12 protein-coding genes are annotated in these 15,977 nt (G+C 37.0%); 10 read left to right on the forward strand and 2 right to left on the reverse strand.

Annotated elements, in window-relative coordinates; all coding sequences use genetic code 11:
* Nucleotides 1-192: 192 nt before the first annotated feature.
* From UFB30_RS03720 to UFB30_RS03730, 3 genes are all read left to right on the forward strand, one after another.
* The gene (locus UFB30_RS03720) at nt 193-678 is read left to right on the forward strand and encodes a competence protein ComK (RefSeq protein ID WP_322420326.1); all 486 of its coding nucleotides are present in this window, start codon (nt 193-195) and stop codon (nt 676-678) included.
* A gap of 232 nt (nt 679-910) precedes the next feature.
* On the forward strand, nt 911-2,179 hold the full coding sequence (locus tag UFB30_RS03725) for a hypothetical protein (protein WP_322420327.1): 1,269 nt from the start codon (nt 911-913) through the stop codon (nt 2,177-2,179).
* Nucleotides 2,180-2,771: 592 nt separating this feature from the next.
* Complete coding sequence (locus UFB30_RS03730; protein ID WP_322420328.1) at nt 2,772-4,592, forward strand: P-loop ATPase, Sll1717 family; 1,821 nt, start codon at nt 2,772-2,774, stop codon at nt 4,590-4,592.
* Between the two features lie 298 nt (nt 4,593-4,890).
* Here UFB30_RS03730 and UFB30_RS03735 read toward each other — a convergent pair whose 3' ends face one another.
* Together UFB30_RS03735 and UFB30_RS03740 are read right to left on the reverse strand one after the other, a co-directional pair.
* Entirely contained in the window at nt 4,891-6,192 is a 1,302-nt protein-coding gene (locus UFB30_RS03735; RefSeq protein WP_322420329.1) for a PQQ-dependent sugar dehydrogenase, read from the reverse strand.
* A 770-nt stretch (nt 6,193-6,962) separates the two neighbouring features.
* On the reverse strand, nt 6,963-7,190 hold the full coding sequence (locus UFB30_RS03740) for a hypothetical protein (RefSeq protein WP_322420330.1): 228 nt from the start codon (nt 7,188-7,190) through the stop codon (nt 6,963-6,965).
* A 256-nt stretch (nt 7,191-7,446) separates the two neighbouring features.
* On the opposite strand from UFB30_RS03740, the gene UFB30_RS03745 reads away from it, so the two are divergent.
* From UFB30_RS03745 to UFB30_RS03775, 7 genes are all read left to right on the forward strand, one after another.
* A complete protein-coding gene (locus tag UFB30_RS03745) occupies nt 7,447-7,944 on the forward strand; it encodes a hypothetical protein (protein ID WP_322420331.1) in 498 nt (165 codons plus the stop codon).
* Between the two features lie 400 nt (nt 7,945-8,344).
* On the forward strand, nt 8,345-9,136 hold the full coding sequence (locus UFB30_RS03750) for an SDR family oxidoreductase (protein WP_322420332.1): 792 nt from the start codon (nt 8,345-8,347) through the stop codon (nt 9,134-9,136).
* A gap of 87 nt (nt 9,137-9,223) precedes the next feature.
* The gene (locus tag UFB30_RS03755) at nt 9,224-10,699 is read left to right on the forward strand and encodes an FAD-binding oxidoreductase (protein WP_322420333.1); all 1,476 of its coding nucleotides are present in this window, start codon (nt 9,224-9,226) and stop codon (nt 10,697-10,699) included.
* 22 nt (nt 10,700-10,721) lie between these two features.
* Entirely contained in the window at nt 10,722-12,155 is a 1,434-nt protein-coding gene (locus tag UFB30_RS03760; RefSeq protein WP_322420334.1) for an FGGY-family carbohydrate kinase, read from the forward strand.
* Nucleotides 12,156-12,171: 16 nt separating this feature from the next.
* A complete protein-coding gene (locus tag UFB30_RS03765) occupies nt 12,172-13,470 on the forward strand; it encodes an MFS transporter (protein ID WP_322420335.1) in 1,299 nt (432 codons plus the stop codon).
* A gap of 148 nt (nt 13,471-13,618) precedes the next feature.
* Nucleotides 13,619-14,344, forward strand: a complete 726-nt coding sequence (locus UFB30_RS03770) for a MurR/RpiR family transcriptional regulator (RefSeq protein WP_322420336.1) — start codon at nt 13,619-13,621, stop codon at nt 14,342-14,344.
* Nucleotides 14,345-14,402: 58 nt separating this feature from the next.
* On the forward strand, nt 14,403-15,953 hold the full coding sequence (locus UFB30_RS03775) for a BCCT family transporter (RefSeq protein ID WP_322420337.1): 1,551 nt from the start codon (nt 14,403-14,405) through the stop codon (nt 15,951-15,953).
* Nucleotides 15,954-15,977 lie beyond the last annotated feature (24 nt).

Raw genomic sequence — 15,977 nt, forward strand, 5'->3', positions numbered from 1 at the left:
CAAATCAATTAAAAAATCTCCCTGTCCCAAACAAGATTCTGACAATTTAAGATGAAGATATTTATTTATTAAAATTTCAGGGACAGGGTTATTCTTTGAGAGAACGATATTTTTGAAGGAAATTAATATTCTCTGTCGAAATGTATATAAGTGTAAAATTTTATTTATATATGTTTCGGGAGGAATTAGATTATGAAAGAGAATCATTTATTGATCAACCGTAATACACTGGCCATCAGAAAGATTGAGCATCCTGAGTTTCAGTCGGAGATTATTCATGCAGATGGTGTGCAGTATGCTGCTGATTCGCCGATGAAGATTTTGTTTGACTGCTGTATATTGGCTGGGAGTACGCTTAAGGGAAATATAGATGCATCCAGGCATAAGCTGGGTGTGAAGGACTCGATTGTCCCGGTTATACTGGATCCGGTTACTAAACTAATCGTGATGCCGACGCATGTGCCGAATGATCCTGAAAATATATGGATCTTTCCAGAACATGTGTTGGAGACGAACGTATACACGAGAAAGAATTCTGTGATTGAATTTACAGGAGGTAAGAAGCTCCTGGTGAACCTCCCATTATTTGAGTTAAAACGTCAGCTGAAACGCACTGAGCGGTTTCGAGCGATGAGAAGGGTTCAATCATTTATGATAATGAAGCGGGATGATAAATGAATTTCCCTTTGCGGGTTGTCTGAAACAGTGATCTAGCTGCTGTCATTTTGATTTACCAATGACTTTGTGTGACCAGATCTATAACGGTATTATGTTACATCTGCAGAGAGAAAAACAGGAATTATAAATGAATGAATACCCATTCATTTTGTCTGATGAAGTAAGAAGTTAATCTATCTATTTCGGAGCCGATACATAATACATATAGCTAGTTGAAAGTAGTGTGATTTTAATGAATGTTTTAATTAACGATTCGGGTCTGGTGATTTCGATCATAGCCATCAATATGACGGTAATTGGACTGACGTCGCTTGCTGAGATGAAATCTGTCATTGGGGTAGATTATGGAAGGTTTTTATTAAGGAAGTATAAAGTTTTTGGCTGGTTGCGAGTGTATTATCTACTAATCATATTTGCCATTATAAATGTCCTCGCGCTTTTCCTGATGGGGTTGAACGGTAATATTTTTCGGATGATTTATTTCTGGACGATTGTGACAGCACTGGCTTTTGCAATTTATTATTTCTTCTCCTATATCATCGTGGAAAGCAAGAATGTAAAAAAACAGATTTATGAGCAGGAATTGCTTGGTCTATACTATAACTGCAATGAGAAGACGACGTATCCGGCTGACCTGGTTACAGGTATTATGGATGGGTCGCGTACATCAAAAAAGCTATCACAAAGTGTGATTCATTATTTTGACCAGTATTCAGTTGATCGTGAAGAGGCTTTTATAGAGCTATTTGGCCGGGAATCAATGCTTTATCAGTACACAAAACGCTTAAATAAAATCCGCAGCAGGGATATTGGCGATGCGGCTCCTTACATATATAGGTGTGGCCTGTATGGAACACCTGACATCTCACATGAATTCTTTCAGCTATATCGCTATTCAAATGCTCAGGATCGTTGGATACTAACCATACTTGATGAGTTTGATACAACAGGAGAACCAGGAAGAGAACAATTTGACTACATAAGACTTTCTAACTTTACCAGGATCGCGGCCCAGCTCAACACATTTGGGAACTCAAGTAACCTTTATCAGCATAAGTTTTTAGAGCATCTCACCAGATATTACATAAAAGCGTGTTTTCATTCACCTCCATCTGTCAGCAAGAAAATAGTTAGCGATACAGCAGTATTTGGTACAGCCGAATTTTATAAGTTCATGATCAAATCCTATATTGAAGAGAAATCAGAACTAAAGCTCGAAACAATTGAAAATCAGATCAGCAACATATTGACTCATACTAATCAACTGTTAAATCCTGAACAGCATTTTCACATTCTGATAAAAGAAATCTTAGCACACTCCGAAAAAGAAGAACTCCAGCTCCTATTGACAAGAATCACTTTGAACTACCAACAAAAACAAAGTCAAAATAGCCAGCTGCCCTTGATTAATCAAGAGGCCATTAGACAGTGGATCTATAACCATCAAGCAGCGGTCCGGGAAAAGGAAGTGGAGGTGAGGGATTTTTTGTTTGGGAAGTAGTTTTTAGGAGCCTTATTAAAAAACATCCCTGAGAATCTCACTGTACTAAACGCAATTCTGATATTCGAAGTAAATTGCATAAGTAAAAATAATTTTGAGGATAGGATACATGTAAGCATGTTCCATGGCTGACGCTGCTGATGGAGGCTTCATGGAAGGTGTTTTTTAATAAAGTGTATAAGAATTATGACAAAATAAGCGTCAATTTTGGGTCAATTCATCCCAATAGGATTTAGTCTAGGTATATAGCTTATGATATTTAACTGCGTGTCCAGACAAATGATTAATCCAGTGCTACCATCATTTTGATACGCCAATGCCTACAATTTGATGCAAACTTTCTATGAAAAGATCTAACAGAAAGGGCACAATTAAAAAAGTATTCACTTTCCATTGTATAATCTTGAAAAGTCAAACCGTTTACCTAAATGAAGTTGTGTTTCCAGAGTAGCTATAATATGTATTTTAAAACACAATTAATAAGCCTGAATATTTACATTAAAATAATGGAAGGACACCAAGCCACAAACCAGATTTGAAGAGAAGTCTAGACGGCAAGCTTTTAATCACTATAGAAAAGAGGGGAAATTAAATGTACCAAGTCTTGGAGATTAAAGATATCTTTATTGGAAGCATCGATGCAAAAGATGATGTTAATAATGCTATATCTAATAATGAATTTATTGAAAGCTTTATAATGCCTCCAAAGTTTGATATTGATGAATTTTTAGTTCGTGATAAATGTTTTGTAGAGGGCTACAAAGGAACAGGTAAGACGGCGTTGTTACACTATATGTCAAAATATGCACAAGGAGAAAGCGCTTACGATCTTTTTATCTTGTTTAAATCGCATTACAAGTTTACAGATAAAGAAAAGCTAGAAAATCTAGCAGCACAACAAATGGAGTTCGATAAAAATTCTTTAAAAGATGAAATGGACTTTGAATATATATGGAGATGGGTAATTTTAAATAAAATAGTAGAATTGAACGTAATAAATGATTATAAAGTTTTCCAGAAAGACAAAGATTGGGACAGATTTGAGAAATTTATCAAGTCATTCAATAAGAAATCAAATTCAAAATCTTTCTTTGATGTATTACCCTTTAAACTAAATAAAGTCAGTGGAATAGGATACTCTGTTCAACTACCTGATACAAATCTTATGCATACAATAGGTATACAAGATATGGAATTTTCCGATAAAAATACAGGATACATAGAATTTTCACAATTACTAAACAAAGCAATTGAATTGTTTTGTAAATTAAATTTTTGCAATAAAAATTCATATATATTTATTGATGAGCTTGAAGCGTTCTATGAGGAAAGTGAAATTTTTAAACGTGACTTAAGAATGATTAGGGATCTTATTTTAACCGTCAAATATTTTAATGATTTATTCTCTGATTTACAATTTAAAAACCTCAAAATCATATGTGCAGTTAGAACAGAAGTTCTTGAAAGTATAAAAAAACACGTCGCTGCAAAAGAAATCAATAAGGTTATATATAGCTTTAAGAAAGAATTAAAATGGAACTATTCTAATACGAATGCATATCAGCATCCTATCATTCAAATTTGGTTAAAAAGAATTAAAATGGCTGAAAAAAAGATAAATAATCAAATACTAACAGATGCAGGAGTTATGGATAAATGGTTTGATAAAAAAATTGATTCATATAATATAATTCCTTACATCTTAGATCATAGTTGGCACAAACCCAGAGATGTTGTTAGATATTTACAGGCTGCAGAAAATAACAGTTCTCACAAAACCCGTTATGATCGTAGTGTATTCGACCAATTAAGAAAAGAATATTCAAAAGAAAGTTGGAAAGAGATATTTGAAGAATTAAATATTCTTTATACTCCAGAAGAAATTGAACTTATAAGGGATTTTCTTGTATTTTTCAAAAGACATTTTTCAGTTGAAGAAGCTAAAGAGAGAGCAAATAATTTATCTATAGGTTCAACTAATAAGTTTTTAAGAGAGAATATTGATAGTATTTTAAAAGATTTATATAGAGTAGGGTGTATAGGCAATATGACCAGTAATAAAAAATATTATCGTTGGCAACATAAAGGGGACGACGGGATTGTTCTAACAGATCCAGATCTACTTATCACGGTACATGTTGGTCTATGGTCAGAACTCTCATTATTCAACAATCCAGTTAAGACTAGTTCAATGGTTGGTAAAGTAGTAAAATGTAAAGTGAAGGGATGGAATAAATTTTTTGTATATGTGGACATCCCAGAATATAGAATGGAAGGCAGTATTCACATTTCTAAACTATCAAACAGCTTTGTTAAAGAGATTACTACCATAATAAGTGAAGGTGAAGAATTTAATGCAAAGCTAATTGAATATGATGCAAAACATGGATGGCAACTAACTAGAAAATTTTAAAAATCTCCCTCTCCAAACTCAATTATTACAATTAAAGTAAATTATATAAGTGAATATAAGAAATGAATGAATAAAACATTTTATAGTTAATGTTGTGAATAGTAATTTATGTCTCTAAATATTCATAAATGTTTTCAGGAGTTTGTCATTTGTACAGTCAGCAAAAAAGAAGCAGGCAATCATTGAAATCAAGGATTGCCTGCTTCTTTAATATTGTCAAGCGCCTTAAGTTAATGACATAGACACAAGACTAGCACTTTTAGAGAATCATAAATGATTCAGCGTCGTCGCCTTCAGCTCAGTTCCCTTCACCTGCTGCAGTAACTCTATAAATCACACCGCCATCAGTGGCTGCAATCAGCGCGCCATCCTCAGTTACGAGAATATCACGGAAACGTTCTCCTTCGTCAGTTAATAGACGTTCTTCTCCAACGATGATGTCATTTTCGATGACGACACGTACGATGTAGTTCGGGAATAGACCACCGATGAACAGGTTGTTCTCCCACTCAGGAATGGCGTCGTTGTCATAGAATGACATACCACTTGGTGCACTAGTTGGATCCCAATAATAGACTGGTTCAACAAAGCCTTGAGCCTCGTGTTCTGCAATACCCTCATTGATTAGTTCACCAGAGTACTCGATTCCATAAGACACAATTGGCCAGCCATAGTTAGAACCTGGTTCGATAATATTTAGTTCATCCCCGGCTTGTGGACCGAATTCAACAATCCACAGGTCTCCTGTTGCGGGGTTAAAGTCCACGCCTTGAATATTGCGGTGACCGTAGCTGTAAATCCCATCTAGTGCATCTTCATCTTCAACAAATGGATTCGACTCTACCGGGTCCCCGTCTTGTGTGATGTGAATGACTTTACCTAAGTAAGCATCTAAGTCTTGTGCACGTTCGCGAATTGGATCATCTGAACGCTCCCCGGTTGTTAGAAATAGGTTGCCATCCTCATCAAAGATAATACGTCCTCCATAGTGTAAGGTACCATCATATGCCGGTACTGCCTGGAAAATGACTTCGAAATCCTCAAGAGATGCTTCATCTTCTGATAACCTACCTTTACCAACAGCAGTTACCGTACCACCTTCAATATCCTGAGAAAACGTCATAAACACGTATCTTGATTCTTCAAAATCAGGTGCAATGGTCACATCAAGTAAACCACCTTGATCTTCGTTATTTACTTCTGGTGTACCTTCGATTGGATCTGATACAGAGCCATCTTCAAGATTTACAATCAGCAGTTCTGCAGAATCTCTCTGTGTAACAAGTAAGCGGTTTGTATCAAACTCTTCCATCCCCCAGGACACGCCAAGTCCCTCAGCAACTACTTCCACATCAAGCTCTGTTTCAGTTTCTACTTCAGGTGCTCTCGTTTGTTCTGGAAATGCTGGTTCAAACTCAGTAACCTTTGGCTCAGTTTCTGCACTTTCATTTGCGCCATCATCAGAACTTTCTTCTGTTCCAGCATCCGAATCATCAGTTGATGCTTCGTCTGAAGACTCATCATTGCTACATGCTGCCAAAGACAATACTAAGATCAGCATTATAAAAAGCATGAATCTTGACCACGAAACTTTTGTCATCTGTTTTCCTCCTCATCTCTGGAATATTAAACTAAATAAAGACTAAAATACTTTAACCGGAAGCCCTGCACTAAAAATTGGTTAAGGCTTTCGTATCATAGCTGAAAAGCCCAATGTAACGTACTTTTCCCTAAAACCTATTTCAGGAAACTATACGAAAAATATACCTCGGTAAAAAAATCGCCTCTGTCCTAAACACGATTCTGACAACAATTCAAATCAATTGTACAAATGAAAGTAGGAAGTGAGTCATTAAAGTACTTGAGTGTGGATGTGCTGGATCGTTATTTGCGAGTGTAAATATTCATAAATGTGTTCAGGACAGGGCGTTTTGGGGATGAGCGTCCATTTTTGGAGAATACGCACTGTTAGTATTTGGACAAGTTCAGTAGCATCATTTAATTGATGGTCCAGCCAAAAGGTTGATCCGGCGCTGCCGTCATTTTGATCCACAAATGACTTCAATCTGATCCATGCTTGCTATAAAGAGATTCACGTGTAAACTCTAGAATATATTTTACACTTTTTGCTCGATAAGATTTTACACTTTTGCTCAATCAACTCACTGTTAATGACTGAAACTTGACGGTTCATTTTGTCCGGATTTTGACGCACCTTTTGACCTTTAAAGATAGGGAGGCTTTGAAGGTCTATCATTATTCGTCTACAAATCTACAAGTCTACATATCTACTTGGTAAATTTCATTTTCTCTCTAGTTTACGCAAAAAAGTGAAAACCGGATTAATCGCGGTCTTCACTTTTTTAATCACTATTTCTTAGTATTTCCGTCTTCCTCCAACCGCTCCATCTCCTCATGCGTCTGCGGAAAGCCATTCGCCTGCCCATCCGCTCTATAAGCAGCAACCAGCTGTGTCAGATCCTTCTCTTCCTGATCAAAATCCGCGTTCGCACTCTCCTCCTGATCCACCTTCACACTGTTTCTCATATCAGTATCCTCAAGCGTTTCAAAGTTTTCATCTGAATGCTTACCATTCATTCTTTTCTGGTACCCCTATATCGCAGTAAATGTCCCAATAGATGCAATTGAACCAACTAAAATTGATTTTGTCGCAGTATTCATGATAAAACCTCCTGAGTCTTTAATTAAGCTTCCTTAACAAAACTTTACCTTCTTTACGGAGAAACATGAGGAAAATGAAAGTTACAACCGTTAAGATTTGATAACATATATATCAGAACAAGTTAAAATACAGCGGGAAACCAACCGCTTTTTTCTAATAGGAGGTTCAGCTTTGAAAAAACGTATGCTCATCATTTCAACTATACTTACAGCTTTCATTCTATCTGCCTGTCTGAAAGTAGGTGACCCCATCAGCACCTCTGTCCGGTCAACAATTGACTATATAAGTGATGAAGAATACAACGAAGTGGTACAGATCGCAACAGGCTCACCTTCAATCAATGATTTCCGCAAAATCACATTTGATTTTGAACTGGAACACTCAGACGACGTAGTCGAGCGCAACATCCAGTTTCCTGACCCTGACAGCTGGGAAAACACGCTCGATTCAATAGATAACCAAAAGAGGTATCTAACTGAAAAAGGGGAGGAGCAAAACGATCCCGACAAAAACTTTGTAAATTATCACCGGGAAATCATCTTTTACAGCAAAGGGTTGAACAATCAGGAAGTAGAAAAAGCACTAAATGCTATTTACATCGATGTATACGTTGATTCTGAAGTAGGCACCCCCACTGATAAAGAATACCGGGTTTTTGAGGCGGAGTAAGCGGGAGTGGAGACAGGGACAGACCCTGCCTTCGCTAAAGGTGTTAGTTCAAGAAACTTTAAGGCTTGCCAAAAAACACTCTGATCAGCCGTAAATGATCAGAGTGTTTTTTGTTTAGGACGAATTAGTTCTTACTGAGCTTCTCTAACGCTTTGGAATTCTGTTTGACCCCACTTTTTATACTCTTTATCACTTTCAAATCGTTAGCTGCTAGAAGTTTTTTATATAAACATTAATTTATATTTATAGTAAACACAGAGATGAAATAAAAGAAAATTTTCCTATATATTAAATTTATTTAATTAATAAAGAAAAATTTCCTTAAAAACTATTGCATTTTGATATTTGAGGATTTAGACTATGTTTATTCAGAAGAATCAGAAAGGCGGGAAAAACTAGCATGGACCTATCATTAAATAAAATTACTGATTTTAAAATGGACTTTTTTAATCTGACAGGAAAAGCTGCCATTATTACTGGGGGCAATTCAGGGTTAGGACAGGGATTTGCACTTGCACTTGCAAAAGCTGGGGCAGATATTTTTGTTGTAAGTATGGCAGATGATGAAGTCACAAAAAAGTTAATTGAAGCAGAAGGTGTTCAATACCATATTAAGATTGCTGACATCACAAAAGATGGTGTGTGTAAAGAGATCATAGATGAGTGTATCGAGGTATTCGGGAAAGTTGATATTCTGGTCAATAATGCAGGTATCGGGATAAATGAAAAAGATGTGACGAAGTTTACAAGGTTCCAATGGGATAAGATGGTCTCAGTTAATTTGACTGCACCCTTTGAATTAGCCCATGAGGCAGCTAAACAAATGATTCCTCAACAAAGTGGAAAGATTATTAACACATGTTCCTTATTTTCATATCTTGGAGGACAATGGTCACCGGCATATTCAGCTACAAAACATGGATTAGCTGGTTTCACAAAAGCTTATTGTGATGAATTAGCACAGTTTAATATACAGGTTAATGGAATCGCACCGGGATACTTTGCAACGGATGTAACGAAAGAAACAAGAGCAAACCCTGAAAGTAATCAAAGAGTGTTAGATCATATTCCAGCTAACAGATGGGGAAATATCCAGGACCTTATGGGAGCGGTTGTATTCCTGGCAAGTGATGCGTCTAATTATGTAAACGGTTCCTTAATCAATGTGGATGGCGGCTACTTAGTAAGATAAACACATTTATGAAATGATCCATCAGATTATTGCAGTAGAAGATTGAGAGAAGAGTTCAAAAATACGAATACATAAGGAGAATGACTTATGAATACACAAATTATTAAAGAATTAACAGCACTACTTTCGGAAGATCAGGTTGTAACAAATGAGGATGCACTTTATGATGCTTCTGCCGATCGCTATAAGAAATATGCAAAGACGAAAAAAGTATTAAATGTACCTGCTCCAATTGCTATTGTATATCCACTTTCAACGCAAGATGTTCAATCTATCCTTACCTTCTGTAACGACAGAGAAATTAATGTCATTCCAAGAAGCGGAAAAACTGGGACAGAGGGCGGATTAGAAAACTGGAAAGACGTTTCTATTGTAGTCGATGGATCGAAAATGAATGACATCATCAAGATCGATACCTATAATATGCAGGCAACTGTACAAGCAGGTGTGAAATTACAAACGCTTGAAGATGAGCTGAGGAAAGTTGGCTACACAACTGGACATTCTCCTCAATCAAAGCCGGTAGCGCAATTTGGTGGTTTGGTTGCAACCCGTAGTATCGGACAGTTCTCAACTTTGTATGGTGCAATTGAAGACATGGTGGTTGGTTTGGAATGTGTCTTCCCGGAAGGACAAATTTCTAAAATTAAGAATGTCCCGAGAAGATCTGGAGGGCCTGATATCAGACATATCGTGATTGGTAATGAGGGAGCACTGTGCTATGTAACAGAAGTGACAGTGAAGATTTTCAAATATACCCCTGAACACACAACATTCCATGGCTACCTGATAAAAGATGTTGAAACAGGTATCAAGATTTTACGTGAAGTAATGGTTAATGGCTTCAGACCATCTGTTGCCCGTGTGTATTCTGAAGAGGACGCAAGACAGCATTTTGGAAACTTTTACAAAGAAAAATGTGTATTGATCTTTACAAGTGAAGGACCAAAAGGAATTGTCAAAGCCACAAATGAAGGAATTTCAGAAGCTGTGGAGACTTTCAAAGATGGTGTGCTGGAGAAAGTAGATCCTTCTTTAATTGAAGATTGGTTCAATCACTTGAACTGGGATGAAAGCAGAATTGAGAAAGAAATTCAGGATATGAAAGATTTCAACTCTCATGATGGCTTTACTACAGAAATTTCTGCAGACTGGGAAAATGTTGTCCATATTTATAACAACGTCATTGCAAGAATCAAAAGTGAATTTGATCGAGTTGAAGATTTAACGATGCTCGGAGGCCATTCTTCTCATAGTTATTTGAATGGTACTAACATGTACTTCGTGTACAACTATACAATTAACTGTGCGCCGGAGGATGAACTTAAAACTTATCATCATCCAATTCATCAGATCATTATTGAAGAAACGTTAAAAATGGGCGGCTCTATGTGTCATCATCACGGAATTGGTAAATACCGTTCTGAATGGACGAAGGAAGAACACGGCTCAGCTTATTATATGCTCGAAAAGTTAAAAGAAGCCTTCGATCCAAAAGGAATCATGAATCATGGTACTATTTTCCCTCAACCAAAAGAAATTCAGAAGTATATTCATAGCTAATCTGATAGGGAGGGGGAAATCCATGGATACCAAATACATTATGGGGATCGATAACGGCTCACAAAGTACTAAAGTAGCCATTTTCGATCTTGAAGGTAATGAAGTAGCTTTTGGTTCACAACCATTGAGAGAAACACTGACTCCTGAACCAGGTGTAGTGGTTCACCCGGATGAAGATCTTTGGGACAGTGTGTATCAGGGGATAAAAAATTGTCTGGCCAATTTTAAAGGTGATCGAATGGCAATTGAGGGAATTGGTCTTTGTACCATTCGATGCTGCCGTGTATTACTTAAAGAAGACGGTAATCTAGCCCATCCAGTATTAAGCTGGATGGATGCCAGATTATCCAAGCCTTATGTACATCAGGATGATCAGGTTAAATATGTAACAACTACATCCGGATATCTTGGACTGAGATTAACCGGTAATTACAATGATACTGCCGGTAATTATGAAGTGTATTGGCCATTGGATCGTGAAACGCTGGACTGGTCAGAAGATGATTCTGAAATAAGTGCCAATGGCTTATCAAGAGATATGCTGTTTAATCTCGTTAAGCCGGGAGAAAAGTTAGGATTTTTAAGAAATGAACTTACTAAAGAATTTGGGTTTAAAGCGAATGTACCAGTAATCGCTACTTCTAACGATAAAGCTGTGGAAGTACTGGGAGCAGGTATTAATGACCCGAACTCCATTATGATCTCTCTAGGAACGTTTATTTCTTCCATGGTAACAAGAGATGATTATTATGAGAGCGCTAACAATTTTTTCCCTACACTTGCATCTATTCCTCATAAGTATGTATATGAGACAAATGGCATTAGAAGGGGACTATGGACAGTCAGCTGGTTCAAAAAGCTGGTTGGAGAGGAACTGATCACAGAATCTGAAAAGCTTGGGATCTCGGCAGAAGATTTTCTTAATCTCAAAGCAGAAGAAGTCTCTCCGGGTAGCGATGGTTTAATTACCATATTAGATTGGCTGGCGACCCCTGACAAACCTTATCGGAAAGGCATTATGATTGGGTTTGATCAGAGGCACACCCGCTATCATATATACCGCTCTATTTTGGAAGCGATTGCATTTAATATTAAGAATAATATTGATGATATGGCACAGGAAATCAATTTAGATCTGAACCAAGTAGTTGTGATTGGGGGCGGATCCAAGAGCGATGTCATCATGCAGATAATAGCGGACTTATTTGGACAGCCTGTATATAGAAGAAAAGGGAGCAGTAGTGCCTGCTTAGGAGCTGCAATATGTGTAGCTGTTAACCTCTCTATCTATGAAGATTTCACAGATGCCATTGAAAAAATGGTCAGGAATGAAATGACGTTCCTGCCGGATATGGATAATCACACATTCTACAACGAAGTAAATAATACGATTGTTAAAAATGTAAGAAAACACACGGATCATATATTACAACAGACATATCCAATATTTAAATAAGAGATGGATGGTGCTTATGCAAACCAAAAATGTTAAAAGGTATTTTCAGTTTTTGCTCGTTGTCCTAGCAGCAGGTTCTATATTCCCTTTAATCTATCTTAGAACAAATTATCAGGAAACCATTTTAGAAGTATATGGTATGACTTTGCCACAATTAAATACTATCTTTTCGGTGTTAGGTATCGCATTCCTAATTGGATATTTCCCTAGTGGATGGATATCAGATAGGTTCTCAGCAAAGAAACTTCTATCTATTTCTTTATTATTTGTTGGGTTGGCCGGAATATGGTTTGCACAAGTGCCAAGTTATCCTGTTGTGATTTTGATCTTTGTAATTTGGGGAATCTTTTCAGTTTTAACATTCTGGTCAGCTCACTTAAAGCTTGTTAAGCTGATTTCAAAAAGAGAAGAAGAAGGCCGGTTCTTTGGTGTATTAGATGGTGGAAGAGGAGTTGTAGAAGCAGTTCTTGCCAGTGTCGCAGTCTTTATTTTTTCCAGCGTATTAGGGGCAAGCACTGCGATTGAAGACAAGCAGGATGCTTTGGTAAATGTGATTTACATGTATTCAGGCATACTCATTCTTGTCTCAATATTAATTATGATCTTTGTAAAGGTGGATGATCCTAGTCAGGATAAGATAGCGAAAACTAAAGAGACTGGGTCAGCAAAGGTAAAAACCAGTGATTTACGCAAAGTGTTTTCCAACAACTTCGTGTGGTTGCTGGGTGGAATTATTTTTATGAGTTACATAGTGACATGGACCATCTATTATTTCGGAGGTTTCCTTCAAACCAATATTGGCATTAGTGCATCTGTCGTCGGCACTGTTACAGTAGTGATGCTTTGGATGCGTCCTATCGGAGGAATTGCAGGAGGATTTCTTGGAGATAAGCTGGGGAAAAGCAATGTACTCATGGCCGCATTAGTATTAGCAGCAGTTTTCCTGGTTCTGATTTCTATTCTTCCTGCAAGTCTGCCGCCTGCTGTCTTTTATTCATTAGTCATTTTAAGCGGATTATCTATCTACACAATCCGAGGACTTTATTGGTCACTGCTAGGTGACTGTAATGTTCCAGATGAAAGGCTCGGTATTTCTATTGGTTTGATATCTTTCATTGGATATCTGCCCGACATACTGTTGCCGTTAGTAATGAGTTTAATGCTTTCATCATTCGGAGATGCAGGAGGCTACAATGCATACTTTATCTTCAGTGCAGTTGCAGCTGTATTGGGCATTATGATTACATTGATTTTCAAAAAGGGTGTCAGCAATAGAATGATTGTTCCGCAACATCAAGAGCGAAAAGCCTTATAAATCAGCACACTATATGTTACACTCCTGAGGCTGTAGTAAAATGCAGCCTCATTTTTGATTCCTCAATAAGTAAGTATTCTCACCGATCTTAGGTATAATAGAAGAATCACAGATAGATAAGTTTTTTTAGAATGGAGTGATTGCATAAATGTTAAAAGTTGTAACAGAACACTTAACTAAATTAGAAAAAGAAGTGCATGAAAAACTTTCTGGTGTTGTCTTACATAATCAAAATTTAAAAATAATTGAAGCTGCAGACATATGTGAAGTCTCTCCCTCAAAAGTATCCAAGCTTGTAAGGAAATTAGGATTTGATAATTTTAAACAATATAAACAATATTTTAGCGGGCAGGAAATTAACTTGAAAACCCCTAAAAAATCTAGTGAAATTGATCGCTTGATGCAGTTTTTAGAAAATTTCGATCATCAGATCATTGATGAATTTGTATCCATCTTTCAAAAGTATAACCGAATCATTCTTTTTGGACTTGGCCCCTCTTTTATCAGCGCTGAATACTTTGCATACAAACTCGCAACTGTATCAGAAAAAAACGTTACCGTTACACAGAGTGAAGATTTTGCTGAACGATTAACAGATGAGGATTCATTACTGATTGTCTTTTCAGTGACTGGGAAATTTACTTCCTTTGATTCGTTATTTTCAAATGTAAAAGAAAACGGCTCAAGTGTGATGCTGCTACTTGAGGAGTATGTCAGTACATTCGAATCGATGGCAGATTATGTATTTCATTTATCAAAATACAATCAGGATCATCAACTTGAACCTTTTGAGAAAACAAGGACAGTATTTTTCATATTCATAGAAGAAGTAATCACTAAACTATCGACATTAAATAAAAATAAAGAAGAGTAATTTTTAAATACACTTTCACTTAAAAATGGAAGCGCTCTCTTTTGGTAGGAGGTTTAATATGAGTTCATTTAAGCATTGGGTTTTTTGGCCGCCTTTTTTACTTGTCTTAATTGCCAGTTTAATAAGCTTTGTAAACAAAGATGCCTTTACATCTATTACAACCGGAGCCAATGACTGGGTAATAACGAATATGGGATGGCTGTTTAGTGTAGCAGGTTTATTTATGGTTATGGTTTGTATAGGGGTCTATTTTTCAAAGCTTGGTAAAGTAAGAATTGGTGGTGAAAGTGCAAAACCATTATTGTCTTTTAGAAACTGGTTTGCGATTACATTAACTACAACGATTGCAGCAGGTATTACTTTTTGGGGAATAGCAGAACCGATCTATCATCTTGTGCAACCACCGGCAAGTCTTGAAATCGAACCAAATAGTTCCGGCGCAGCCGTTTTCTCTTTATCTACAATGTACCTTCATTGGACGATCACTCCATACGCTATTTATTGTATCCCGGCTCTGATGTTTGCTTTTGCTTATTACAATATGAAAAAACCATTCAGTATTGCTTCTTCTCTGGCTCCATTGTTTGGAGATAGAGTATTTGGAAGATGGGGTAAGTTGCTGGATGCCGTTTGTCTCTACACATTGGCTTTAGGAATGGCAGCTGCAATGGGCACTTCTATTTTAAATTTGTCAGGGGGAGTAAATTATTTATTTGATTTACAGAGCTCACCCGGTTTGTGGGCAATTATAGCATTTGTTATGATGCTTACTTTTCTGATCTCAGCTTCTTCAGGCCTGATGAAAGGTATTCGTATTCTTTCAGATATAAACTTAAAATTATTTATTTTTATTATTCTATTCATTTTTATCGTTGGACCAACTGCTTACATACTCAACCTGGGAACAGAGTCTTTGGGTAATTACCTATCTCAATTCTTCGAGAAAAGTTTATTCACCGGTGCTGCAGCAGGCGATCAATGGCCGCAGTGGTGGACAACGTTCTACTGGGCAAACTGGTTTTCCTGGGCTGCCATCACCTCACTATTTTTAGGAAGGATTGCATATGGTCATACAGTTAGAGCTTTTATCATTGTAAACTTTGTTTTACCCGCTATTTTTGGAGGTATATGGATGACCATTTTTGGTGGAACATCTATAAACATGCAGATGACTGAAGGGACTCTAGGTGAAGTATTAACCACTAATGGTCCGGAAGCAGTAGTTTATTCCGTACTTGAAACAATTCCACTGGCAGAAATTATTATTCCTCTATATCTATTTATTGTCTTTATTGCCTTTGTCACTGCTGCTGATTCAACAATTGCAGCCATGGGCGGGATCAGTTCAACCGGAATAACGCCAGAAAGCCCGGAACCTGGCATTTTGATAAAGGTGATTTGGGGAGTAACCATCACCCTTGTAGCGTGGGTTATGATCAGCTTTGCTCAAATTGACGGAATCAAAATGTTATCAAACCTGGGTGGAGTGCCTGCAGTTTTTCTTGGTATTGGCACGATCTTTGCATTAATTAAAGTTGCAAAATCTCCGGAAAAATACGATAAAACATCAGAATCGTATAAAGAAGATCGTAATCAAAAAGTGAGTTGAAAGATTGAGTGGAGACAGGGACAG

It is taken from the genome of Jeotgalibacillus haloalkalitolerans (assembly GCF_034427455.1).
Lineage (GTDB): Bacteria > Bacillota > Bacilli > Bacillales > Jeotgalibacillaceae > Jeotgalibacillus > Jeotgalibacillus haloalkalitolerans.